Genomic DNA, 24,053 nt, shown 5'->3' with positions numbered 1-24,053 from the left:
CGGGCATGCCGGTCAGGACGCCGCGTTGTCGAACTCACCCTTCTTCACGCCGTCGAGGAAGCACGCCCACTCGTTCTCGTCGAACACCGAGATGAGCTCCCCGGACGTGCGCAGCAGCGTCCATCCGCCGGCGAACGCGACCTCGATCGCGCCCTCGTCGTTGCCGGAGCGCTTCCAGTCGAGGGCGTCCGGATCGATGCCCAGCTCTTCGACGGTCGGCTTCCGGGTCATGCCGGCTTCCTCGCCACCGCACAGTATCCCCAGCGCGAGCCCTCGCTGTCGGCCGCCACGGGGTCCTCGGCGCCCCACTCGCCGAAGTAGCAGACCTCCGCCGGCGCGCCCTTGTACGGCGGGACGATGTCCAGCCCGGTGAAGAAGCTCGCGATCTCCGCGCGGGACCGGGGATAGGCGCCGCCGGACGACGACTTGGCGAACACCTTCTTGAGGTCGTCGACCGCGCCCTCCATCTGCCGGTCGCTGGTGACGGCCGACAGGGCGAGGTAGCTGCCGGGCACCAGCCGGTCCATGTACTGCTGGATGAGGCCCCAGGGGTCGTCCTCGTCCGACACGAAGTGGGTGACGGTCACCAGGAGCAGCGCCACCGGCTCCGTGAAGTCGATCATCGCGCGGGTCTCCGGGTGCTCCAGGACGCTGTCCGGATCGCGGAAGTCCGCCGTGATGCAGGCCGTGCCGGGAACGTCCTTCAGCAGCTCCTTCGCGTGCATTTCGACGATCGGGTCGAAGTCGGCGTACAGGATCCGCGCGTCGGGCGCGACCGCCTGCACCGCGTCATGCGTGTTGTTCCCGGTCGGCAGGCCGGCGCCGACGTCGATGAACTGCCGGACGCCCTGCTCGGCGAGCCACCGCACCGAGCGCTGCAGGAACCCGCGGTTGGCCCAGGCGGTGTCCACCATGTCGGGCATGGCCTGGCGGACCTTCTCGGCGGCCTGGCGATCGACCTCGTAGTTGGCCGTGCCGCCGAGGATGTAGTCGTAGATGCGGGCCGGGCTGGGGACGGTGATGTCCACCCCGGGAGGAGCCTGCTCGGTCTCGCCCACCTGATTTCGCCTCCATTGCCACGATTTGTGATGCACGAATTATGAAGCAGCTTCCCCCGCCCGGGAGATCGTTACGGCCAGGCGGGGGACGAAACGCACAACCGGCCCGGCCGGACGGGTCCATTCGCACGGGGAGCGGCGGCCGGGCAGGTTCCTAGCATGGCGGCGGAGCGTCCCGGAGGGCGTGTGGGCTGACCAAATGTGAGCCGATCAAAAGCCGACGGGCGACACAGGGGGGCGCGATGAGCGGCGAGACCGACCTGCGGAACTTCATCGACGGCGAGTTCACCGGAACCGCCGGCCGCATGGAGATCGCCGACCCCGCGTCCGGGGAGGTCTACGCGACGGCGCCGAGATCGGGCGCGGACGACGTCGACCGGGCCTGCGCTGCGGCGGCGCGGGCGTTCGCCACGTGGCGGCGGACGACCCCCGGCGAGCGGATGGCGCACCTGCTCCGCATGGCGGACGCCATCGAACGGCACGCGGACGAGCTCATCGCCATCGAGTGCCGCGACACCGGCAAGCCTCCGGCGCTGACCATGCGCGAGGAGATCGTGCCGATCGTCGACCAGCTCCGGTTCTTCGCGGGGGCGGCCCGGATGCTCGAAGGCAAGGCGACGGCGGAGTACGTGCGCGGGCACTCCTCGTCCATCCGGCGGGAGCCGGTCGGGGTCGTCGGGGTGATCGCGCCGTGGAACTACCCGGCGATGATGGCGGTGTGGAAGTTCGGCCCGGCGCTGGCGGCGGGGAACACGGTGGTGCTGAAGCCGTCCGACACGACGCCCGCCAGCGCCCTGTACCTGGCCGGGCTGTTCGCGGAGATCCTGCCGCCCGGGGTGTTCAACGTGGTGTGCGGCGACCGGGACACGGGCGCCGCGCTGGCCGCGCATCCCGTCCCGGCGATGGTGTCGATCACCGGGAGCACGGCGGCGGGACGGGCCGTCGCCCGGTCCGCGGCCGACACCGTCAAGCGCGCGCATCTGGAGCTCGGCGGCAACGCGCCCGTGCTGGTGTTCGGCGACGCCGACATCGAGGCGGCGGCCGACGGCGTCGGATTCGCGGGCTACTTCAACGCCGGGCAGGACTGCACGGCCGCGACCCGGGTGATCGTCGCGGAGGAGGCGCACGACGCGTTCGTGGACGCACTCCTCCGGCGGGTCCGCACGATCGGGTTCGCGCCGGACGAGACCGATGACGGCGCGCTGTACATCCCGCCGCTGAACAATCCGAACCAGCTCGCCCACGTCGGCGGTCTGGTCGAGCGGACGCCGTCGCACGCGAAGGTCCTGGTCGGCGGGGAGCCGGCGGGGCCCGGGTACTTCTACCGGCCGACCGTCGTGGACGGGGTCGGCGCGTCCGACGAGCTGAGCCGCACCGAGATATTCGGGCCGGTCGTCACCGTGCAGACGTTCGCCGGAGAGGCGGACGCGCTCCGGCAGGCGAACGACTCGCCGTACGGGCTGGTGTCCAGCGTGTGGACGCGCGACCACGCGCGGGCGCTGCGCCTGTCCGCCGCGATCGACGCCGGGCACGTCGGGCTCAACTGCCACCTGCCGCCCGTCCACGAGATGCCGCACGGCGGCGTCAAGCAGTCGGGCTACGGCAACGATCTCTCGCTCTACTCCGTGGAGGAGTACACGCGCGTCAAGCACGTCATGTCCGCGCTCGGCGAGGAGAACGGGTGATGGAGGAACCGAAGGTCGGGCCGGTGGACGCCACGCGGGTGCCCCGGTACGGGGAGCCGGCCACGTTCGCGCGGCTGCCGCGGACCGACCAGGTCGATCGCGTGGACGTGGCGATCGTCGGGGTGCCGTTCGACACCGGCGTCTCCTACCGTCCGGGCGCGCGGTTCGGGCCGGGGCACGTCCGGGCGTCGTCGAAGCTGCTGCGGCCGTACCATCCGCCGCTGGACGTGGAGCCGTTCGGCGTGCAGCAGGTCGCCGACGCGGGCGACATCGGCGTGAACCCGTTCGACATCGAGGACGCGATCCGCACGATCGAGCGGCGGTCGGACGAGCTGCGCGCGGACGGCGCGAAGCTCCTGACGATCGGCGGCGACCACACGATCGCGTTGCCGCTGCTCCGCTCGCTGCACCGCGACCACGGCCCGATCGCCGTGCTGCACTTCGACGCGCACCTCGACACCTGGGACACCTATTTCGGCGCCCCGTACACGCACGGCACACCGTTCCGGAGGGCCGCCGAGGAGGGGCTCCTGGACCCCGAGCACTGCATGCACATCGGGATCCGCGGGCCGCTGTACTCGCGGGAGGACCTGACCGACGACGGCGTGCTCGGGTTCCAGGTCGTCCGCGCCGACGACTACGAGACCGGCGGGATCGCCCGGGCCGTCGAGCGGATGCGGGCGCGGCTCGGCGACCGCCCGGTGTACGTGTCGGTCGACATCGACGTGCTGGACCCGGCGCACGCGCCCGGCACCGGCACCCCGGAGGCGGGCGGGCTGACGAGCCGGGAGCTGCTCGGCACGCTGCGCGGCCTCGCCGGGGCCAACCTGGTCGGCGCGGACGTCGTGGAGGTCGCGCCCGCCTACGACCATGCCGAGATCACCGGTATCGCCGCAGCTCACGTCGGGTACGAGCTGCTGAGCGTGCTCGCCGTCGGGCACCGGACCAAGGGGGAGTGAGGCCCAGATGGAAGGCAGCGCCACCGAGCACACCGCCAAGCCCGCGTTCGCGTGGTCGCCTCGGGGGTGGCCGTCGGAGACGGCGTACGCGGATCCGGACGCCGAGGAGGTGTGGTGCTACACCGGCCGGTTCTCCTACTTTCCCGGCGAGACGGTCGCCTTCCATCTGAGCGCGAGCGTCCCGTCGTTCACTCTGGAGATCACCCGGGACGGGCCGAACCCGGAGGTCGTGTGGCGGCAGGACGGCGTCACGGCCGGTCGTTTCGAGTCGCCCGCGGACGCCTACGCCCAGGGATGCGGCTGGCCCGCCGGGCTCAGGCTGGAGATTCCGGACGACTGGCGCCCCGGGTTCTACATCGTGACCGTCCGGGCGGTGCGCGGCGACGGTGAGCTGTGGGAGCGCGAGCACTTCTTCGTGGTCAAGGCCGCTCCGGGACGGCGACCGAAGGCGGCGCTCGTCCTCGCCACGGGCACGATGCTGGCGTACAACGACTGGGGCGGCGCCAACCACTACCGGGGGCTCGGCGACGATCCGCGCGAGGACGCCGGGAGCCCGCTGTCGTCCACGCAGCGGCCGATCGCCCGCGGGATGATCCGCAAACCGGAGGGCGCGCCGCGCGAGGCGAACCACCTCACGCTGCCGATCGGCGGCGTGCCGCGCTACGCGTCCTACGAATGGGCGCGGCTGAACGGCTACAGCCGCCACCACGGCGACGCGTTCTGGGCGTCGTACGAGCGGCTGTTCGTGCTGTGGGCCGAGCGGACCGGCTACGAGCTCGACTACCTCACCCAGCATGACCTGCATGTGGACGAGACCGTCCTCGACGGCTACCGCTGCGTGATCGTGGTGGGGCACGACGAGTACTGGAGCTGGGAGATGCGCGACGCCGTCGACCGCTTCGTCGACGGCGGCGGGGGCTTCGCCCGGTTCGGCGGGAACTACCAGTGGCAGGTCCGGCTGAGCGACGACCTGACGACGCAGTACTGCTACCGGCTGCCGTCCCTCGACCCCGACACCGCGCGGTCCCCGCGCACGGCGACGACGATGTGGGAGGCCAAGTCGGTGGGACGGCCGGGAGCCATGACCGTCGGCCTGAACGGTCTCGGCGGCGTCTACACCCGGTACGGGGTCGCGACGCCGCGATCGTCGGGCGGGTTCACCGTCTACCGCCCGCACCACTGGGCGTTCGAGGGGACCGACCTGTACTACGGCGACCAGCTCGGCGCGGCGCCGACCTTCCTGGCGGCGTTCGAGGTCGACTCGGTCGAGTACACCTTCCGCAGGGGCCTGCCGTACCCGACGTTCGAGGACGGCGCGCCCGAGACCCTGGAGATCCTCGCGATGACCCCGGCGGTCCGGGGCGAGGAGGACCGCTTCGGCGGGCGGTGGCCCATCGGCGGGCCCGAGGAGGAGGTGTACGCCTACAACCGGGAGCTGGGCGACGACCTTCCCGACTATGTCCATGAGGGCGGGATGCGCGGCGCCGGGATGATCGCGGCGTTCACGCGCGGGCGCGGAGAGGTGTTCAACGGCGGTTCGACGGAATGGCCGTACGCGCTCCATGTGGGGGATCGGTTCGTCGACCGGATCGTCCGCAACGTCCTCGACCGATTCCTCGCGGACACCGTCAGGGACGAGGCATGACAATCACCGATATCGTCCGGCTGTCGCCGGAGAACGGCGTCGCCACGGTGCCGCCCATCGAGGACTACGAGGTCCTCTCGGCCGAGTGGAAAGAGACCGAATACCTCGCCTACGGCGGTCCTGCCAGGGACTACTCGGGCGGGTACTGGACGGGCGAGCCCGGTGCCGTGCGCATCGACCCGTGGCCGTACGACGAGATATGCGTGATCCTGAGCGGCCGCGTCGCCGTCGTCGACCTCGACGGCGGCCGCGCGGAATTCGGTGCCGGTGACGCCTTCTTCATCCCGCAGGGATTCGCGGGGGACTGGGTGACGGTCGAGCCCACGAGCAAGATTTTCGTCGCCGTCCGCCGGTAGCGGCCGGGCGCCGGTGAAACTGTCCGCCGGTGAACCCGCTGTTACTTCGCCATAACCGTCCCACCATTACGGTTGCCCCGTGGTTCCCCTTCGGCTTTTCGTGGATCGGCTGTCGCTGCGGCCGCTGGGCGCCACCGATCCGTCCGGCCGGTGGGTGCGCTGGGTGCACGTCAGCGAGCTGACCGACCCGTCGCCGTTCCTGCGCGGCGGGGAGCTGCTGCTGCTCGCCGGGACCGGGTTCCGCCCGGCCGAGAGCGGCGCGTACGTGCGGCGGCTCGCCGAGGCGGGGGTCGTGGCGCTCGGGTTCGGGGTGACGCCGGTCTTCGACGCCGTCCCGCCGGAACTCGTCGCCGCCTGCGACGAGCACGGCATGGCGCTGCTGGAGGTGCCGCCGCATGTGCCGTTCGCGTCGATCGTCGAGTTGCTGCACGCCGAGCTGGTCCGCGCCGAGACCCGCGACCTGAAGCACCTGTCGGACGGCCAGGCCGTGCTGATCAGGGCGGCGGCCGGGCCCGGACCGCTGCGCGCCGTCGTGGAGCGGCTGGCCGAGCTGCTCGGCGGCTGGGTCCTCGTCGTGGACCGCAACCGCGACCGGACCTGGTCCGCCGGGCCGGTCCGGCGGGACGCGGAGCTGACCGCGGCGCTGGAACGTGCCACCGCGAGCACCTCGCCGATGAGCGCGGCGCTCGTCACCGCCGTCGAGCACGTCGAGATCCAGCGGCTCTTCGGCCCCGCGCCGACCGGGTACGCGATGGCCGTCGCGCGGCGCGGCCCGTTCAGCGTCGCCGACCGGGGCGTCGTCGGCGTCGCGGCGTCGGCGCTTTCGCTGCTGTTCACCGCGCCGTCGGCGGCGGGCTCGCCGGAGGCGCTCGGCGCCGCCGCCGTGGCCGGGCTGCTGCGGCTCCCGACCCTCGCCCGCGCGCTCGCCGGGCCGCTCGACCTCGCCGAGGACGCGCCGTGGCGCGTCGTCCGCGGCCTGCTCACCGAGCCGCCGGGCTCCCGCGAGACGATCGTGCAGCGGCTGTCGGCGGTGCTCGGCACCCCGTTCGTGGAGCAGGACGGCGACTCCTTCACCGCGATCGTCCCCGGCGGCGAACCGGTGGACGACCTGTGCGGGCTCCTCGACGACGCCGGTCACCTCGCCGGGATCAGCCGCCCGCATCCCGCCGACGACCTCGATCCGGCGTGGGGCGAGGCCGGTGCCGCGCTGGACGGGGCGCGCATCGGCGGCGGGTGCGTGGTCGCGGGCGCCGAACCGCACGGCGTGATGGCGCTGCTCGACTCCGCGCAGGCCGCCCGGTACGCCGAACGGCTCCTCGGCCCGCTGGACGCCGCCGCCGCGGCCGGCGAGCTGCTCGGCACGCTGCGCAGCTGGCTGGCGCACCACGGCAACTGGGACCGGACGGCCACCGACCTCGGCGTGCACCGCAACACCGTCCGGCACCGGCTGCGGCAGGTCTCCCGGCTGCTCGACCTGGACCTGAACGACCCCGACACCCGCATGGAGCTGTGGTTCGCGCTCCGCTGGCGCACCCAGGCCCGGTGAGGGGGGCCTGTCCTGGGGCGATGCGTACAACGGGGGCGCCCCGGTGGGGCTGATCGTCCACTTCTACCGCCCGGAACGGCTGCATAGCGTGACCGCAATGGGCCCAGAGAGCCCGTGGAACTCCGGAGGCGGATGACCATGTCGACAACCTCACCAGGCGACGAGCGCGTGGCACCGGCCGCGGGCAGCGGCCGGCTGGCCGCGAACGCGATGGACACCAAGGACCTCGTCTTCACGGTCCTCGCCGCGCTGGCGCCGCTGACGTTGATCGTCGCCGTGGCGCCGCTGCACTTCCTGAAGGGCGGCGCGGCCGTCCCCGGCGGATACCTCGTGGCGGGCGTCGTGATGGCGCTGTTCGCGTCCGGGTTCATGACGATGAGCAAGTACGTCCGCAACGCCGGGGCGTTCTACGCGACGATCACCCGCGGGCTCGGCCGCCCGCTCGGCTCGGGCGCGGCGACGCTGGCGCTGCTCGCCTACAACGGGCTGCAGATCAGCACCTACGGGGCGCTCGGCCTCTACGCCGCGGGGACGTTCGAGAAGTACACCGACCTGTCCGTGCCGTGGTGGGTGTTCGCGCTCGTGGGGATCGTGCTGGTGGCGTGGCTCGGGTTCCTCGGGATCCAGACCAGCGCCAAGGTCCTCGCCGTCCTCCTCATCCTTGAGGTGGCGGTGCTCGTGGTGATGGCGGTCTACGTCCTCGCGAAGGGCGGCTCGGGCGACACGACGTACACCTCGTTCTCCCCCGGGACGGTGTTCAACACGTCCAACGCGGCGATGTTCGGTCTGGTGTTCGGCGCGTTCATGGGGTTCGAGTCCACCGCGATCTTCAGCGAGGAGGCGCGCGGCGGCGTCCGGACGGTCCGGCGCGCGACCTACATCGCGGTCGCGTTCATCGCGATCTTCTACGCGTTCGTCACCTGGACGCTCGTCCAGGCGATCGGCGCGGACGGCATCGGCGCGGCGGCCGAGCAGAACACCGAGACCCTCGTCACCGGGGTGTTCGACCGGTACACGCCGGAGAGCATCGTCGCGGTGATGGAGATCCTGCTGCTGACCAGCGCGTTCGCGGCGCTGCTCGCGCTGCACAACGCGGCGAACCGGTACCTGTTCGCGCTCGGCCGGGAGCGACTGATGCCCGCCCCGTTCGGCCGCACCCACCCGCGGACCCGCTCGCCGTACCTGGCGGGCGCCGCGCAGACGGTGCTGGCGACGGTCGTCGTCGCGGCCTGGGCCGTGTTCGACCTCGACCCCTACCTCGGGCTGCTGCTGTGGGGCAGCTCGATCGGCTTCCTCGGGATCATCACGCTGTGGGCGCTGTGCTGCCTCGCCGTGATCGTCTACCTCCGGCGGAACAGGGTGGACGACGGGCTGTGGCGCACCCTGATCGCCCCCGGCCTGAGCTTCGTCCTGCTCTGCGTGGTGATCGTCCTGGTGGTGTCCAACATCTCGCTGCTGACCGGCGCGGGCACCGTGACCAACGCGATCCTGCTGGGGTCGTGCGTGGTCGCCTTCATCGGGGGTATCGCCTCGGCCATGTCGCTGCGCTCCCGCGACCCCGGCCGGTACGCGGTGCTCGCGGAGAAGACCTACGAGCCGGAGAGCGTCCCCACCCCGGCCGCTCGCCCATGACCTGGGAGCGCGGCTACCGGGCCCTGGACCTGGCGGCGTCGTGGAACGCTCCGCTGACCCTGCTGGACGACGTCGACGCGTCGTTCACCGGCGAGCGGCACCTCTACGGCCTGCCGTTCCGGTTCGGCGACGACCTTGAGGGCGCGTCCCTCGTGCGCGTGACGGGCGAGACCGAGATCCCGGTGGACGACGACTGCCACTGGATCCTGTTCGCCCACGCCCTGGAGGAGCCGGACCTGTTCGAGGGGGCGCCGGTCGGCTCGGAGGCCGCCCGGTACACGGTCCGGTACGCGGACGGCGGCGCGGAGACGGTGCCCGTCCGGCGGCGGTTCGAGATCGGGCCGACGCCGCGCCTGTGGAGCGACCGCCCGATTCCGCTCGACTGGGGTCAGACCCCGTTCCTGGCACTGCCCGACGCGCAGCATCAGCTGATGCACCGCACCTGCGGCCGGTTCGACGCGGCGGGCGCGCGGTTCGTGGACATCGACGACCCGCAGGCCCGCTCCCCCTACGTCCTGCCGTACCGGTTCTACCTGTGGCCGTGGCGCAACCCGCACCCGGAGCGCCGGGTCGCCGCGATCGGGATCGCCTCCGCCGGGCCCGCGGTGCTGATCGGCGCCGTCACGCTGAGCCGCCTGCCGGAGGACCCGTTCGGCCGCACGGTCTCCCGCGACCTGATCTTCACGCTTTCGGACCGCGGCGGCCCGGTGGGCGAGGACTTCGCGGTGACCGTCGACCGCGGAACCGCCACCTACGTCTACCGGACGGTCGACGGCGGCAGCGTGTCCAGCCCGCCCGGCTGGGGTGGGGCGACGAACCCACGCGCCGGTTACGTCAAGGTGGCGGCGACGCCGTCCGCGACGGTGACGCTCGAAGTCGGCGGCACCGAGACCTCCGCCTTCACCTGGGGCGACCTCCTCGACCAGGGCCGGATCGTCACCGCGGACGGCACCGAATGGCGCCTCCCCGACCCCGGACGGGCCTGGATCAAGGGCACCGTCGTGGACGACGCGACCGGCGAGCCCCTCCCCTGCCGCCTGCATTTCCACACCCCGGACGGCGTCCCGCTCGCGCCCTACGGGCATCACACGCACATCAACTCCGACGGCAACACCTGGAACCTCGACATCGGCGGCGACGTCCGCCTGGGCCAGCGGACCTACGCCTACGTCGACGGCGAGTTCGAGGGCTGGCTCCCCCACGGGCCGGTCATCGTGGAGGCGGCGCGAGGCTTCGACTACGTGCCGCTGCGCGAGGAACTGACGATCCGTCCCGGGCAGCGGACGCTCGAACTGCGGCTCAAGCGCTTCCATGACCCGGAGGCGGACGGGTACGTCGCGGGCGACACCCACGTCCACTTCGTGTCCACGCACGGCGCCGAGCTGGAGGCGCGCGGCGAGGGCGTGCGCGTGACGAACCTGCTGATGAGCCAGTGGGGCCACCTCTACACCAACACCGAGGACTTCACCGGCCACCCGCACACGTCCGCCGACGGGACGACCCACGTGTTCGCCGGTCAGGAGAACCGGACCGCGATGCTCGGGCACATCAACCTGCTCGGCCTGCGGACGCCCGTCCGCCCGTGGTGCACGGGCGGCGCCGAGGAGTCCGATCTCGGCGGCGGCCTGGAGACGACCCTGGCCCGCTGGGCGGACGAGTGCCACGCCCAGGGCGGGACGGTCGTCCTCGCGCACTTCCCCGTCCCGAACGGCGAGGCCGCGGCGCTGATCGCCACCGGTCGGCTGGACGGCGTCGAGATGATCGCCTACGACGACTACAACATCGCGCAGTACTACCGGTATCTCAACGCCGGATACCGCCTGACGCTGGTCGGCGGCACGGACAAGATGACCAGCGAGGTCCCGATCGGCCTCGTCCGCACCTACGCCCGCGTGCCCGACCCGCGGACCATGGACTACTGGGACTGGTGCGCCGCCGTCCGGTCCGGTGACACGGTCGTGACGAGCGGCCCGCACCTGCGCCTGTCGGTCGACGGGGCCGCGCCCGGGTCCGTGCTCACCGGCGCCCCTTCCGTCCGCTGCACGGCGGAGTTCCGCTCGATCTTCCCGGTCGACCGGGTGGAGATCGTCGTCAACGGCTCCGTGGCCGGGTCACGGCGCTGGGACTCGGCGGTCCAGGCCGGTTCCGTCGACGTCGACCTCGCCGTGGATGAGCCGTCCTGGATCGCCGCCCGCTGCTACGGCCCCGGGGAGGGCGTGGCCCGGCACAAGGACGTCTGGGAACGTCCGATCATGGCGCACACGTCCCCGGTGTACGTCGCGCCCGGCGACGCCTACGAGCGCACGGACGAGGCCGTCCTCACCGAGATGCTGCAGCTCATCGACGGTGTCGAGCAGCACGTCACCACCCGCGCGAGAACCGCCTGGCCCGGCCCGGTCGACCACCGCCACGGCACCCCGGATCACGACCGCTTCCTCCTCGAACCCCTGGACGAGGCCCGGCGGACGATCCGCGAACGCCTCGGCGGTCAGGGTTTGCGGCCCACGGCGCAGTAGAAGTCCATGGCCCGGTCGGCGTAGAGGGTGCCGGGGTCGGGACGCCACTGGGGCAGCGGCACCAGGCCCGGCTCCAGCAGCTCCATGTTCTCGAAGAAGCGCTTGAGACCCTCGGCGCTGCGCATGATGATCGGGGTGGCGCCGCTGTCGTTCCATTTCCGGGCGACCTCGTCCATCGCCTCGGTGTTGGCCTCGTTGCTGGGGCAGGCGATCGCCAGGTACGAGCCGGACGGGAACGGCTCCAGCACCCGGTTCACGATCGTGTACGCCTCGTCGGTGACGCTGAACTCCAGAATGCCGAGCAGCGTGACCAGCACCGGCTTGGTGAAGTCGAGCGTGCGGGCGGCCTCGTTCAGGATCGTCTCGGGGTCGTGGAGGTTCGCGTCGATGAAGTCGGTGGCGCCCTCGGGCGAGCTGGCGAGCAGCGCCCGCGCGTGCGCGAGCACGACGGGGTCGTTGTCGACGTACACGACCCGGCTCTCGGGGGCGAGGCGCTGCGCGACCTGGTGGGTGTTGTCCCTGGTCGGGATGCCGGTGCCGATGTCGAGGAACTGCCGCACGCCCTCGCCGATCACATGGCGGACGAGGCGGCCGAGGAACTCGCGATCGGCGCGCGCCCACAGGACGACCTCGGGGATCGTCTCCTCCAGCTGGTCGCCCACCTCGATGTCGGCGGGGTAGTGGTCCTTCCCGCCGAGCCAGTAGTCCCACACCCGTGCGGGGTGCGCGACGCTGGTGTCGATCTGGATCTCCGGCTCCTGGCCGGGCGCGTACGCATCACCGGTCACGACTTCGCCTCCCACAGGGTTTCGGCGCTTCGGGGTCCACGTTTCCATGGCATGTCGGTGCGGGCCCGTTCATTCTGGCCGTACGGTCGGAAATCTGCAATCAGATCGTCCGCCGCGAAAAATGGCGACTCCCACCGGGGGCCTGGCCGTTCAGGCGCCCGGCCGCTCACTGCATCCCGTCGAGGAGGGCCGTCAGCAGGTCGCCGGTGGCGGACGGCGGGGACGCGTTGACCGACAGCCGGTCCAGGTGCCGCTTGTAGACGGACAGGTCGGCGGCCTTGTCCAAATAGAGCGCGCTGGTGAGCTGCTCCATGTACACGACGTCCGGCAGGCTCGGCTCGGCGAACCGCAGCAGCGTGAACGGGCCCGACATCGCCGCCATCGCGCTGCGCGCCGGGGGCACGATCTGCAGGGTGACGTCCTGCGTGCGGACCGCGTCGAGCAGCGCGACGATCTGGGCGCGCATGACGTCGCGGTCGGCGATGGGGCGGCGCAGCGCGGCCTCGTCGACCAGCGCCCACAACAGCGGGGGCTCGGCGCGGCGGAGGATGCGCTGGCGCCGCATCAGCACGTTGACCCGGCGTTCGAGCTCGGTCGCGGACGCCATCGGGTGGCCGAGCCCGAGCGCGGCGCGGGCGTACTCCTCGGTCTGCAGCAGCTCCGGGACGAACCGCGTCTCGTGGACCCGCAGCGCGGACGCCGCCTCCTCCAGCCCGATGTAGACCTCGAACCAGGGCGGCAGGATGTCGCTGTAGCTCTGCCACCAGCCGGGCCGGTTGGCGCCCTCGGCGAGTTCGAGGAGGGGTTCGCGCTCCTCCTCCGCGATCACGCCGTACAGGGTGAGCAGGTCGGCGACGTCGCGCTTCTTGAACCCGACCCGCCCGAGCTCCAGCCGGCTGATCTTGGATGCGGACGCGCGGATGGCCTCCCCCGCGTCCTTGGGCGAGATGCCCCTGCTCTCGCGCAGCCGCCGGAGCTGCCCGCCGAGCAGCATGCGCAGCACCGTGGGCCCGCTCTGCCCGGGCACGCGGCGAATCGGCTCCGGGTCGCCGTCCGGTCGAAGTGCTTTCACTTCCGCTCCCGCGCGCCACACAACGGCACGTCTCGATTGCACACTGTGATGTCGACACTAGTACTCATGAGCCGTGAAATGAGCGTCTTCGCCTTCGGTGAATGCGCCGAAGCTCGGGGCGTCGCCGGGGAGTCCAGGGTCGGGCAAGGCGGGGTTCGGGGCAAGGAAGTGGCCGGGCCGCACGGGGGCCACGGCCCGGCCTGATGCTTCACATCATCCGCTTTTCCGCGCGTTCTGACCAGATGGCCAGGTCATTCTTCCTCCGACAAATTTCAAATGGTGAAGGTCGCGGGTCATCACTGTGAGCGTGCTCTCGTTCTTTGAACACGTTCAACATACTGGGTTAGGCTCGTCCCGAGACGCCGGTAGCCGATGCCGGGAGCGATGCCGGGGGAGCCGATGAAGATAGTGATTCCCGGAGGCACCGGCCAGGTGGGCACGATCCTCGACCGGGCCCTGACCGCCGCGAACCACGACGTCGTGATCCTGACCAGGACGCCCCGGCGCGACCGCGAGATCCGCTGGGACGGCGAGACCCTCGGCCCCTGGGCCGACGCGATCGACGGCAGCGACCTGGTGATCAACCTCGCCGGACGCAGCGTCAGCTGCCGCTACACCCCCGCGAACCTGCAAGCCATGATGGATTCGCGCGTGAATTCCGCCCGGGTCGTGGGCGAGGCGATCGCGTCCGCCGCGCGCCCGCCCCGGGTGTGGTTCCAGATGAGCACCGCCACCATCTACGCCCACCGTTTCGACGCCCCCAACGACGAGGCGACCGGCGTGATCGGCGGCGCCGAACCCGGCGTCCCGCGCTACTGGGCCTACAGCGTCGAGATCGCCAAGGCCTGGGAGCGGGCGCAGGAGCGGGCCGAGACGCCCGCCACGCGCAAGGTCGCCCTGCGCAGCGCCATGGTGATGAGCCCCGACCGCGGCGGCGTCTTCGACGTGCTGCTGTGGCTCGCGCGGCTCGGCCTCGGCGGCCCGGTCGCGGGCGGCGCGCAGTACGTGTCCTGGATCCACGACCGCGACTTCGTCCGCGCGATCGAGTTCCTGGCCGGGCGGGACGACATCACCGGGCCGGTGAACCTCGCCGCCCCGAACCCGCTGCCGCAGCGCGCGCTCATGCGCGCGCTGCGCGCCGCGTGGGGCGTCCCGGCGGGCCTGCCCGCGACGGCCTGGATGGCGGAGATCGGCGCGCTCGCCATCCGTTCCGACACCGAGCTCCTGCTGAAGAGCCGCCGGGTCGTGCCCGGCGGCCTGCTTGACGCCGGATTCGCCTTCGACCATCCGCGCTGGCCGGAGGCCGCCGCCGACCTGGCCCGCCGGGTACGCGCCCGCCGCGGCTCCCCCGTTCAGGGGGTCAGGGAGATGTTCCAGAAGTCGGCGTAACGGCCGCCGCGGCGGATCAGTTCGTCGTGGTCGCCCTTCTCGACGATTCGTCCGCCGTCCAGGACGGCGATGTGATCGGCGCGTTGGACGGTGCGCATCCGGTGGGCCACCATGACCACCGTCCGGCCCGCCATGAGGCGGTCGATGCCCTCGTGGACCGCCGCCTCGTTCACCGGGTCGAGGGCCGAGGTGACCTCGTCCAGCAGGACGATGGGCGCGTCCTTCAGAAGCGCCCGCGCGATCGAGACGCGCTGGCGCTCGCCGCCCGACAGCAGCGCGCCGCCCTCGCCGACGCTCGCCGCCCATCCACCGGGGAGCCGCTCGATGACCTCGTCCAGCCGCGCCGCGGTCGCCGCCGCCCGGACCTCGGCGTCGCTCGCGCCGGGACGGCCGAGCCGCACGTTCTCCTCGATGGTGCCGTCGAAGAGATAAACGTCCTGGAAGACGATGGATATGCGGCTCATAAGGGTCTCGGTGTCGATGGCGCGCACGTCCACCCCACCGATGCGCACCGCGCCCGCGTCGACGTCGTAGAAGCGGGCCAGCAATTGCAGCAAGGTGCTTTTCCCCGCGCCGGACGGCCCGACGACGGCAAGCCGCGAACCCTCCGGAATGGACAGCGACACATCGTCGATCACGGTGCGGTCGCCGTGGTGGAAGGTGACGGAGTCGAATTCCAGGTCGTGGCGTTCCGGGCGGACCGGTTCGCGGGGTTCGGGGAGCGGTTCCGTGCTCAGCACCGCGTCCAGCCTGGCCAGTTCGGAACGCGCGCCGCGGAGCTTGCCGCCGATGTCCGACAGCGACAGCAGCGGATCGGCGCAGCGGGCCGCCAGCACCAGGATCGTCAGGACCTCCGCCGCGCCGATGTCGCCGCCGAGCGCGAGGTAGGCGCCGAGGGCCAGCAGGACGGTGAACATCGCTTGCACCGTCAGCGTCAGGCCGACCACGCCTGGCAGCGCCGACAGAACGGTCCGGCGGGACGCGCGCTGCAGGTCGCGCAGCGAGTCGTCCAGCAGCCGGAAGCGTTCGGCGGTGCGGCCACCGGCGCGCAGCACCGGCTGCGCCTGGAGGAACTCGATGACCCGCCCGGTGGCCTCGTGGTCGCGTTCGGCGCGCTCGGCGTCGGCGGCCGCCATGGAGCGTCCCGTCCAGCGCTGGATCGCCGCGACGACCGGGACGGCGGCCAGCGCGGCCAGCCCCATCTGCCAGTTGAAGGCGAGCATCACGAGGACGATCGTCAGGGGCGTCACGCAGGCGGAGATGTACGGCGCGAGCAGGTGGGCGATCACGGCCATCGCGTCCAGCACACCCCGGCTGGCCAGCACGGACACCTGCCCGACCCGGCCCGCGCCGTACCAGCCGATCGGCAGCCGGGCCAGATGGTCGCCGAGCCGGTGGTACATGCCGCGGAGCAGCGTCGTCCCGACGCGGAACCCGGACAGGTCGCTGGCGTAGCGCAGCACCGCGTAGCCGGCGACCGCCGTCCCGAACGCGATCAGCCACGGCCAGGCGTCCTCGGGCCTGTCCCCGAACAGGGCCCGCAGGACCGGGACCAGCAGCGCGTACGACAACCCCTCGACCACGGCGGTCGCCGTCATCAGCGCCACGGTGCGGCGCACCGGCCGCGCGTACTCGGGGCCCAGCACGCGTAGCAGCATCGGAATCATCGGGACACGTCTCCTTGCAGAACCTTGGACTCGTCGTCGGAGCGGCGCCAGAACGCGGCGAACTCGCCGTCCCGTGCCAGGAGTTCGGACGGCGCGCCGCGCTCGACGATCGAGCCGTCCCGCAGCATCACGACGGTGTCGGCGCCGGCGATCGTCTCCAGCCGATGGGCGATGACCAGGACCGTCCGGTCGCCGTCCAGCGTCGCCAGCGCGTGCCGCACCGCCTGCTCGGTCTGCGGGTCGGCGAACGCGGTCGCCTCGTCCAGGACCAGGACGGGCGCGTCCGCGAGCAGCGCGCGGCCGATCGAGATCCGCTGCGCCTCGCCGCCCGACAGCCCGGCCTCGTCGCCGATCACCGTGTCGTAGCCGCGCGGCAGCTCCAGGATCCGGTCATGGACGTTCGCCAGCCGCGCGGCGCGGACCACGTCGTCGCGACCGGCGTGCGGCACGGCCAGCGCGATGTTGTCCGCGACCGACGCGCGCAGGAGACGGACGTCCTGGAAGACGAACGAGACCGTCCGGTAGAGGTCCCGGGCGGCGATGTCGCGCAGGTCGGCGCCGCCCAGCACGACCGAGCCGTGGGCCGGGTCGAAGAACCGCGGCAGGAGCTGGACCAGCGTCGACTTCCCGCTCCCCGACGGCCCGACGATCGCGGTCGTCGTCCCCGGTTCGAGGACGAGATCGATCCCGCGCAGCACCTCCTGGCCGTCGTCGTAGCCGAACCGGACGCCGCGCAGTTCCACCCGGTGGCCTTGGGGCTTGGCCGGATTCGCGGGCTCCGGCAGGGGCTCCACCGCGAGGACGTCCCGGATCCGGCCCACGGCGCGGCGCGCGGCCTGCATCTCGTCGAACCCGTGGCCGAGGGCCGCCACCGGAGCGGTCAGGCCGAGCCCCAGCAGGAGGAACGGCAGCAGGTCGGCCGGGGCCAGGCCGCCGCCCGTGATCAGCGCCGCGCCGCCGACCAGCACGACCAGCAGCACGAACGGCGGCGACAGCGCCAGTTGCATCCCCGCGGCGATCGGCGAGATCCCGCGCACCCACCGGTAGAAGGTCGCGACGAAATCGTCCACGGCCGTACGGAAGCGGCGGTGCGCGCGGCCGGAGCCGCCGAACGCCTTGACCACCGCGATGCCCTGGACGAACTCGACGGCCGAGCTGGAGATCCGCCCCATGGCATCGTCGAACTCCTTCTGCTCGCGCGTCCGGGCCGGGGTCATCATCAGCGGGACGAGCGCCACCGCCAGCACCACCGGTCCCAGCGTGATCAGCGTGAGCCGCCAGTCGACGGTGAACAGGTAGACGAGCGACACCAGCGGCACGACGAACGCGGCGACCAGCTCGCCCGGGGTGTGGGCGATGAACGGGTGGACGGCGGCCACGTCCTCCCCGACGACCTTCGCCAGCTCGCCCGTCCGGCGCCGGGAGAACCAGCCGATCGGGACGCGCCCGAGGCTCATCGCAAGCAGGCGCCGGAGGGTGAGCTGCACCCGGCCGTCCAGCACATGCCCGATGCCGGACGACGCCCCCGTGAACAGCAGCCGGACGAGGAGCCCGGCGGCGCCCGCGACCACGACCGTCCAGACGTGGCCCTCGTCGATCGGGCCGGGGTCCAGCAGCGTGCGCCCGAGCTCGACGACCGCCAGCAGCGGCGCCAGCCCGGCGACGGCCCCGATCACCTGAAGGACCACGACGGCCGCGAAGCTCCATGCGTAGGGGCGCAGCGCCCCCGCCATGCTCGACTTTCGGAACATGTTCCTAAAGTACAACACGAAGCGCGGACGTCGAAGCCCCGATGTCACCGAGGGGTCCCGGCGGGCAGCATGATGGGACGGTGCCAGCACAAGAAGGACCACCCACGAGACCGCGCGCCGCGGCGTCGTCGGGCCGGGGGGCGTCGTCGGGCCGCACCGGGAGGCCGCCGGCGACCTCCCGCGCGGAGATCCTGGCGGCCGCCCGCCGGCTCATCGACCGCGACGGCTGGGAGGCCCTGACCATCCGCCGGCTGGCCGCCGAGACCGGCGTCGGGGCGACCACCCTGTACCACCACGTGCGGGACAAGGACGACCTGATCGTCCAGCTCGTCAACGAGCACGTCGACCAGGTCGCGCGCCCCGACCTGCCCGCCGAACCGCGGGACCGGATCATCGTCGCGTGGACCGCGATCCACGACGCCCTCGCCAGCTGGCCCTGGGGCGCGGAGGTCCTCACGGCCGACGGTTTCCTCGCGCGCCTGGGCGATTCGGCCCTGTGGTTCGTCGAGACCATCGTCGGCGGCGCGGTCGACCACGGATGCACTCATCTGCAAGCCGTCGACCTTTTCCGCAGCATCTGGTATTACACGGTCGGCGAGATCCTGGTCCGCGCGCACACCGTCCAGCGGCGGGACGGCATCGGCGACGCCGACAGCGAATTCAGCCTCCGCACTCTGGACCCGTCCCGATACCCGAATCTGGCCGCCATAGGCGACGAATGGCCGTCCCGCGCTTCCCTGGACCTTTACCCTCGGGTCCTCCAAATCATGGTCGACGGCCTGCTAAACGAAGCCAGAGCAAGCCGGCATTAATTCATCAGGCAGGCTCCCACCACCTCAGATTGGCGGCCGCCCGAGCCACCGGTTCGATGACCTCCCACGCCTCGGCGATCAGCCCGCCGTCGAACCGCCAGGTATCGACGACCACGACCTCCGGCCCTCCATTGGGAAGCCGGCGCCGCGAATACATCACCACGTGATCGCCGTCCGCCACCATCTGCAGGACCTCGACCTGCATGTCGGCGATGTTCTTCCACGCCGCGCGCACCCTGGCAAGCCATTCCGCCTTGCTGGCCGTCGCGTCCGGCCGGTGATGGACGAATTCGTCGCTCAGGACCGTCCCGAGCGCCTCGACGTCGCCCGTCCGGAGCAAGCCCGCCATCGCCTTTTGCACGATGCTCTTGTTCTCTTCGCTCATGGACGCAGTGTTTCCGCCGACCGCGTCGCTTGTCGATGAACTCCCACTTCATGGCGTCCGGCACCATGATGAGTAACCTGGTCGCTCATGCACACAGTCGGGGAGTTGCTGCGGCAATGGCGCCACCATCGGCGCCTCAGCCAGCTCGATCTGGCGATCGCCGCCGACGTCTCGGCGCGCCATGTCAGCCTGGTCGAGACCGGCAAGTCCAACCCGAGCGCCGACATGGTCCTCCGCCTCGCAGACCAGCTCGACGTCCCGTTGCGTGACCGCAACCGGCTCCTGCTCGCCGCCGGTTTCGCCCCCCGCTACACCGAACGTCCGCTGGAAGACAGCGCGCTCTCGGCCGCCAGGGACGCGATCGCACGGGTGCTCAGCGCGCACGAGCCCTACCCGGCGCTGGTCTTCGACCGCCACTGGAACATCGTGATGACCAACCGCGCACTGGACCCGTTCCTCGCGGGCGTCGCCCCCGACCTCCTGCGACCACCCGTCAACCTCATCCGCCTCGGCCTGGACCCGCGCGGGCTCGCTCCCCTGGTCGTCAACCTGGCCGACGTCCGCGCGGTGTTCCGCTCCCGGGTCAGCCGCCAGCTGGCCACCACCCCAGACCCCGAGCTCACCGCCCTCTACGAGGAACTGCTGGGCCCCGCCCCCGAGGAGGCACCGGCCCGATCCGCCGAGTCCGACGTCCTGATCCCAATGATCATCCGCTTCCAGGGGCGGGAGCTGCGGCTCTTCTCGACCATCACCACGTTCGGCACCCCGATGGACATCACCCTGGACGAGGTGGCGATCGAGTCCTACTACCCGGCCGACACCGAAACCGCCGCCTACTTCACGCGAATCCACGACCCTGCCTGACGCCTGGGGACGCGTCAGGAGTCGCGGCCGAACGCGGCGGCGACCCGTTCGGCGATCGGCAGACCCGTCCCACACTGCGAACAGGTCGCCGTACCGAACAAATACGTCAGCCGGCGGGCGACGGCATGGCACCCGTCCCGGACTGCCGTCCGATGGAGCAGGCCCGGCGCTCCACTCAGCTCACCGGGATCGGCCGACCGCAAAGGCGTGCTGATCACGTCGTCCTTGAGGGCGTAGTCCTGATGAGTGGCAAAGCAATCGGGATCGCCCAGCACGATGAACAGATCAACGTCACACGAAGGGCAGCTGATCTCGTACTCCTCGGTGACCAGGTTCTCCAGGTGCGAATCCCACACATCGACGCCTTCAAAGGCCATCAACGCCTGAAGCAGGTAGACATAGTTGGCGGAGTCCTTTGAGGCCGCATGCGTGCGAAGCGTGTCGTCGGTCAGCTCCCGCAGGACCGATATCTGCGCCGAATACCGGTCCCGGACGTCGAATACCTGGTGGTACTGCTCATCGGACCCCAAGATCGCGCCCGCCAGCAGCAACGGCTCGACCCTTTCCTCGGGCGCCCAGCGGGCCGCGAGATCACTCAGATACGGCAGAGCCGCCAGGCTGGCCGGAAAGACGGCACCCTGCGGGCACAACCGCGCCCACAGCCGCTCCCACAGATCCGAAGAGTTCGGAGTGAGCCGATCGAGGAGATCAGGGATGGAATCCGCCGACCCTTCCGCATCCTGCAAACCGCCCCAGTCCGTCATACGCAGATCAAACCACCGATACTTCTGCGCCGTCGATCGGTTCAGCCGGTCCGCTGAGGCCGTGGCGAAGGATGGCGAGAAAGCGCCGCACCCGGTCAACATCAGACTCCGCGACGGCAACGGCACTCGCCAGTTCCAGCACCTCACCAACAGCAAGGTCCGCGCGGAAGGCACCGGCCCGCTGAGCCTTGGAAAGCAACGTCTCCGCACTAGCGGTCAACGCCGCATGCCAGCGCTCGAACAACGCGGTGCGCCGTTCACCACCACTACCGGCGAAGGCCAGCGTCCGCCTCGTCGCCACATGGACGGCGAACGCTTCCAGCCAGGTGAAGAACGCTTCGCCGGGGTCCGGTTCACGCAACAGTGCGGCACCACGCTCGCAGAGCGCGGCGATCTCGTCGGCGTAGACCGCCGTGAGCAGATCACCGCGGGTCGGATAGTGCCGGTAGAGGGTCGCGTTGCCGACGCCCGCCCGCCGGGCCACCTCGTCAAGGGCGACGTCCGGTCCGCGCTCGTCGAAGAGCGCCCTGGCCGCCGCTTTCAGCAGCAGGGCATTCCGTTCGGCGTCCGCCCGGCGTGCCCGTCCGGAAGGTGGCGCCATCCCGACCTCCCCGCGTTGCTAAACAGGGACTTCCCCGTTTAGCGTAGCAGTAACCGGGGAGCTCCCCACTTGTCTAGGACCGGACGGGAGAAGCGATGACGACGTTCACCGCCGACGACCGCACCGCGATCACCGAGCTGATCTCCATGCACGGCCACCTGTGCGACAGCGGGGAACTGGACCGGCTGGACGAACTGTTCACCCCCGACGTCGTCTACGACGTCTCCGATTTCGGGCAGGCACCCCTGCGAGGAGTCGCGGCCTGCGCCGCCGCAGGACGGGCCTTGGGCGAACTGAACCCGGTCGGCCATCACGTCACGAACATCGTCCTCACCGAGATCGCCGACGACCGGGTGCAGGTGCGATCCAAGGGGATCGGCGTCAACGCCGACGGGACGGCCGGGAGCGTGACGTACGAGGACACCGTCCTGCGCACCCCGCAAGGCTGGCGAATCAGCCACCGAAAGGTCCGCGCCCACCGCACACCACTAGGCGGCCGCCTCTGATCTCCGCAGGGCCGAATCGTTAGGCAATGACCGCGTAATGGCCACGCTGAGCATGCAAGCGATGAGCGCCCCCGGGACGGCCTGCCCGTGCGACCATTCCCAGGTGATCAGAGTGACGTTAGATGTGGACGCCGATCCAGTGCCATTGCTGATGCTGCAGGCCGAAACCTGGGAAGTGCATATATGGGCAGCGCTAGCGGACTTGTCCCGGCTGAGCGGAATCCGTGAAGCCATCTGGGAAGAGCGACGGTCCCTGCAAGTAGGCATCTGCGCAGGCTCCCCGGTCTTCTGGTCGGTCGCCGGAGACGAGCAAGCAACGATGCTGATCGGCCAAGACGACGAGACATGGGATGCAGCACTGATGATCCCGCTCACAACGGTAGAGGAGATCGTCGCCCTGACCAACTGAGGGAGTTCCGCCGGACTTGGGAGATGGTGTCGGCATGAGCGAAGGGGAAATCAGTCCGTACACACCTGCCGCACGTCACGTCGTGGAGTCGATGCCGCGGACACGGGGCATCTGCTGTTCGGCTTGGTCGCTGGCAAGGCGAGGGGCATGGCCGGGGTGGTCCTGCGCGAACTGCTCATCCAGCCCGTGGTGATTCAGCGTGCGCTCGAGCAGCGACTGGGACGCGGCCACCAACTGGCCGGAAGGGAGGTGCCGCTGTCTAAGGCTGTGCGCATTGCACTGACCCTTGCCCCGCAGGAGAACCCCACTGCGGGGCCCGGCAGGATCGGGAATCGCACTCGGTCGGCATCACACCCTGCTGCATGAGCTCGGCCCCAATGACGACGAGCTCTATGTAATCACGCGACGACGAATTCCCCGACGACGTTCTCTACGAACACCGATACATCAGTCGCCGTCCGCGCACTAGAGAGGCCCTGGATCCCCTCCTCCGACTAGTGGCCGACGATGTGATGGCAGTCAACTGAACTGGTGGTAGCCGGGCATGGACACTCCCAAGCTCACCTCTGAGGAGGTCGACTTCCTGCTCCGTGACCTGTGCGTTCGTCTCGGATTTTGCCTAGACCCGTCGGACCAGGCAGCCCTTCGCGCTTCACCACCACCGAACGTGGACTCGTTCGCAGAGGCGGTCTTCCGGGCCGAGGGTTGGACCCATCGAACCATCGCGACCTGTGGCGTCAGGTTCGGGAGATGGTGGTGCGGGCTTTCAAGAAGAGCAGCGCCCGGCGTTCGCAGCCCTGATCAGGGACCTGACGTGACCAGGGACGTCGCTCGACCGACGTTGTCCTCCGGAACGGGGTCAACGGCCGAGAAGAGTACGCGGGCTTCCATCTCGACCTGACCGGAGGCGGCGGAATCCACGGTCCCTGCGAAGCTGACGGTCCTGGTGCCACCGGGCGCTATCGGTCCGCCAGCCACACCGCAAATGACCTCTGGTTTGCCCAGCGTCCAACCGCAAAAGCCCGAAACTCCTGTCAGCCCAGACGAGGGAAGACGGAAGTTGCGAGTCCAGACAGCGCTCATCGCGGCGCTCTGGACGGTGTCAGGGCCCTCATTCCGGATTGTCATCCGATAGGTGGCGTTCCCACCTGGAATAACGTACTCGGGGCCGGTGACACTTACCTTGAGGTCGGCCGTCGTCTCGACTTCGGCCTGTGCGTGTGCGGCGGGAAGAAGCGTCGGTATTGCTATCAAGCCGGCTAGAAGAGCAGCGGTTCGCTTCACCAGGGAGTCCTCGCAGTAGCCCGATTGCGATCTTGATAGGAAGATCATCAGTAAGGTAGGGCGCTGTCAACCACGCTGTTGACCGGACGAGGCTCATGGCCGGTACCGGCCGACATGAGACCAGAAGGCCAACCCTGTACGGGCCGCACAGGCCAGCGACGCATCGTGAGTGGCGCCACGAGCAACGTCTTCATTGTTCAGCACCTCCCGGTTGACGGTGGTGGACTGAGAGCTGAATATGAACCACCATGGATCCGACCTCTCCCGAGCGCGACGTTGAAGTGCCAATCAGCTTGCCCATGTCGCAATGGCACACAATCGACGGCACCGTTGACAACGAGGTGAGTACGGCGGCAGTTGAGCC

At 70.6% G+C, this 24,053-nt stretch carries 23 protein-coding genes; 12 read left to right on the top strand and 11 right to left on the bottom strand.

All coding sequences use genetic code 11. From position 1 onward, the window contains the following. Window positions 1-12: 12 nt before the first annotated feature. Window positions 13-231 carry a DUF397 domain-containing protein gene (locus E1264_RS04030; protein ID WP_132169665.1) on the bottom strand — a complete coding sequence of 73 codons (219 nt, stop codon included), beginning with the start codon at window positions 229-231 and terminating at the stop codon, window positions 13-15. After that, window positions 228-1,058 (bottom strand): SAM-dependent methyltransferase, encoded by an 831-nt coding sequence (locus E1264_RS04025; RefSeq protein ID WP_132169663.1) that lies wholly within the window; start codon window positions 1,056-1,058, stop codon window positions 228-230. The genes E1264_RS04030 and E1264_RS04025 overlap by 4 nt, the downstream gene beginning before the upstream one ends. Window positions 1,059-1,300: 242 nt before the next feature. Between E1264_RS04025 and E1264_RS04020 the strand changes: the two genes are divergently transcribed. The 7 genes from E1264_RS04020 (at window position 1,301) to E1264_RS03990 (ending at window position 11,397) form a co-directional block, all read left to right on the top strand. Beyond that, the gene (locus E1264_RS04020; protein ID WP_132169661.1) at window positions 1,301-2,743 is read left to right on the top strand and encodes an aminobutyraldehyde dehydrogenase; all 1,443 of its coding nucleotides are present in this window, start codon (window positions 1,301-1,303) and stop codon (window positions 2,741-2,743) included. Beyond that, window positions 2,743-3,702 carry an agmatinase gene (gene speB / locus E1264_RS04015; RefSeq protein ID WP_132169659.1) on the top strand — a complete coding sequence of 320 codons (960 nt, stop codon included), beginning with the start codon at window positions 2,743-2,745 and terminating at the stop codon, window positions 3,700-3,702. Before E1264_RS04020 ends, speB begins: the two co-directional genes overlap by 1 nt. A 7-nt stretch (window positions 3,703-3,709) precedes the next feature. Further along, window positions 3,710-5,347: a N,N-dimethylformamidase beta subunit family domain-containing protein gene (locus tag E1264_RS04010; protein WP_132169657.1), complete on the top strand. Its 1,638-nt coding sequence runs from the start codon at window positions 3,710-3,712 to the stop codon at window positions 5,345-5,347. After that, window positions 5,344-5,703: a cupin domain-containing protein gene (locus E1264_RS04005; protein ID WP_165963976.1), complete on the top strand. Its 360-nt coding sequence runs from the start codon at window positions 5,344-5,346 to the stop codon at window positions 5,701-5,703. The genes E1264_RS04010 and E1264_RS04005 overlap by 4 nt, the downstream gene beginning before the upstream one ends. 79 nt (window positions 5,704-5,782) lie before the next feature. Continuing rightward, window positions 5,783-7,249 carry a PucR family transcriptional regulator gene (locus E1264_RS04000; protein ID WP_132169653.1) on the top strand — a complete coding sequence of 489 codons (1,467 nt, stop codon included), beginning with the start codon at window positions 5,783-5,785 and terminating at the stop codon, window positions 7,247-7,249. Window positions 7,250-7,381: 132 nt separating this feature from the next. Next, complete coding sequence (locus E1264_RS03995; RefSeq protein ID WP_132169651.1) at window positions 7,382-8,881, top strand: APC family permease; 1,500 nt, start codon at window positions 7,382-7,384, stop codon at window positions 8,879-8,881. Then, window positions 8,878-11,397 (top strand): CehA/McbA family metallohydrolase, encoded by a 2,520-nt coding sequence (locus E1264_RS03990; RefSeq protein WP_132169649.1) that lies wholly within the window; start codon window positions 8,878-8,880, stop codon window positions 11,395-11,397. The genes E1264_RS03995 and E1264_RS03990 overlap by 4 nt, the downstream gene beginning before the upstream one ends. Here the strand turns inward: E1264_RS03990 and E1264_RS03985 are convergent. Next, entirely contained in the window at window positions 11,370-12,185 is an 816-nt protein-coding gene (locus E1264_RS03985) for an SAM-dependent methyltransferase (RefSeq protein WP_243710729.1), read from the bottom strand. The genes E1264_RS03990 and E1264_RS03985 overlap by 28 nt on opposite strands. Window positions 12,186-12,351: 166 nt before the next feature. Further along, window positions 12,352-13,257 (bottom strand): helix-turn-helix transcriptional regulator, encoded by a 906-nt coding sequence (locus E1264_RS03980; RefSeq protein WP_243710728.1) that lies wholly within the window; start codon window positions 13,255-13,257, stop codon window positions 12,352-12,354. Between the two features lie 399 nt (window positions 13,258-13,656). On the opposite strand from E1264_RS03980, the gene E1264_RS03975 reads away from it, so the two are divergent. Beyond that, complete coding sequence (locus tag E1264_RS03975; protein ID WP_132169645.1) at window positions 13,657-14,646, top strand: DUF1731 domain-containing protein; 990 nt, start codon at window positions 13,657-13,659, stop codon at window positions 14,644-14,646. Here the strand turns inward: E1264_RS03975 and E1264_RS03970 are convergent. Continuing rightward, on the bottom strand, window positions 14,610-16,313 hold the full coding sequence (locus E1264_RS03970; protein WP_132169643.1) for an ABC transporter ATP-binding protein: 1,704 nt from the start codon (window positions 16,311-16,313) through the stop codon (window positions 14,610-14,612). The two genes, E1264_RS03975 and E1264_RS03970, sit on opposite strands and share 37 nt — an antisense overlap. Further along, on the bottom strand, window positions 16,310-18,064 hold the full coding sequence (locus tag E1264_RS03965) for an ABC transporter ATP-binding protein (protein WP_207935702.1): 1,755 nt from the start codon (window positions 18,062-18,064) through the stop codon (window positions 16,310-16,312). The genes E1264_RS03970 and E1264_RS03965 overlap by 4 nt, the downstream gene beginning before the upstream one ends. An 80-nt stretch (window positions 18,065-18,144) precedes the next feature. Between E1264_RS03965 and E1264_RS03960 the strand changes: the two genes are divergently transcribed. Next, window positions 18,145-18,876 carry a TetR family transcriptional regulator gene (locus E1264_RS03960; protein WP_207935701.1) on the top strand — a complete coding sequence of 244 codons (732 nt, stop codon included), beginning with the start codon at window positions 18,145-18,147 and terminating at the stop codon, window positions 18,874-18,876. Window positions 18,877-18,880: 4 nt separating this feature from the next. Here E1264_RS03960 and E1264_RS03955 read toward each other — a convergent pair whose 3' ends face one another. Beyond that, on the bottom strand, window positions 18,881-19,261 hold the full coding sequence (locus tag E1264_RS03955) for a nuclear transport factor 2 family protein (RefSeq protein ID WP_132169639.1): 381 nt from the start codon (window positions 19,259-19,261) through the stop codon (window positions 18,881-18,883). An 87-nt stretch (window positions 19,262-19,348) separates the two neighbouring features. Between E1264_RS03955 and E1264_RS03950 the strand changes: the two genes are divergently transcribed. Beyond that, window positions 19,349-20,125 (top strand): helix-turn-helix transcriptional regulator, encoded by a 777-nt coding sequence (locus E1264_RS03950; RefSeq protein WP_132169637.1) that lies wholly within the window; start codon window positions 19,349-19,351, stop codon window positions 20,123-20,125. A gap of 14 nt (window positions 20,126-20,139) precedes the next feature. Here E1264_RS03950 and E1264_RS03945 read toward each other — a convergent pair whose 3' ends face one another. Beyond that, window positions 20,140-20,889, bottom strand: a complete 750-nt coding sequence (locus E1264_RS03945; protein ID WP_132169635.1) for a hypothetical protein — start codon at window positions 20,887-20,889, stop codon at window positions 20,140-20,142. Between the two features lie 7 nt (window positions 20,890-20,896). Further along, complete coding sequence (locus tag E1264_RS03940) at window positions 20,897-21,490, bottom strand: TetR/AcrR family transcriptional regulator (RefSeq protein WP_132169633.1); 594 nt, start codon at window positions 21,488-21,490, stop codon at window positions 20,897-20,899. Between the two features lie 95 nt (window positions 21,491-21,585). Here E1264_RS03940 and E1264_RS03935 point away from each other — a divergent pair, with 95 nt between their 5' ends. After that, window positions 21,586-21,996: a nuclear transport factor 2 family protein gene (locus E1264_RS03935; protein WP_132169631.1), complete on the top strand. Its 411-nt coding sequence runs from the start codon at window positions 21,586-21,588 to the stop codon at window positions 21,994-21,996. Between the two features lie 37 nt (window positions 21,997-22,033). Further along, entirely contained in the window at window positions 22,034-22,405 is a 372-nt protein-coding gene (locus E1264_RS03930) for a hypothetical protein (RefSeq protein WP_165963975.1), read from the top strand. 75 nt (window positions 22,406-22,480) lie between these two features. On the opposite strand, the gene E1264_RS43045 is transcribed toward E1264_RS03930, so the two are convergent. Together E1264_RS43045 and E1264_RS03925 are read right to left on the bottom strand one after the other, a co-directional pair. After that, window positions 22,481-22,636, bottom strand: a complete 156-nt coding sequence (locus E1264_RS43045) for a hypothetical protein (protein ID WP_165963974.1) — start codon at window positions 22,634-22,636, stop codon at window positions 22,481-22,483. A gap of 570 nt (window positions 22,637-23,206) precedes the next feature. After that, the gene (locus E1264_RS03925) at window positions 23,207-23,689 is read right to left on the bottom strand and encodes a DUF11 domain-containing protein (protein ID WP_132169627.1); all 483 of its coding nucleotides are present in this window, start codon (window positions 23,687-23,689) and stop codon (window positions 23,207-23,209) included. Window positions 23,690-24,053: the final 364 nt, after the last annotated feature.

The sequence above is a fragment of the Actinomadura sp. KC216 genome (assembly GCF_004348535.1).
GTDB lineage: Bacteria > Actinomycetota > Actinomycetes > Streptosporangiales > Streptosporangiaceae > Spirillospora.
Note: the sequence above shows the minus strand (reverse complement) of the source record. Positions and strands in the feature narration are given on the sequence as shown.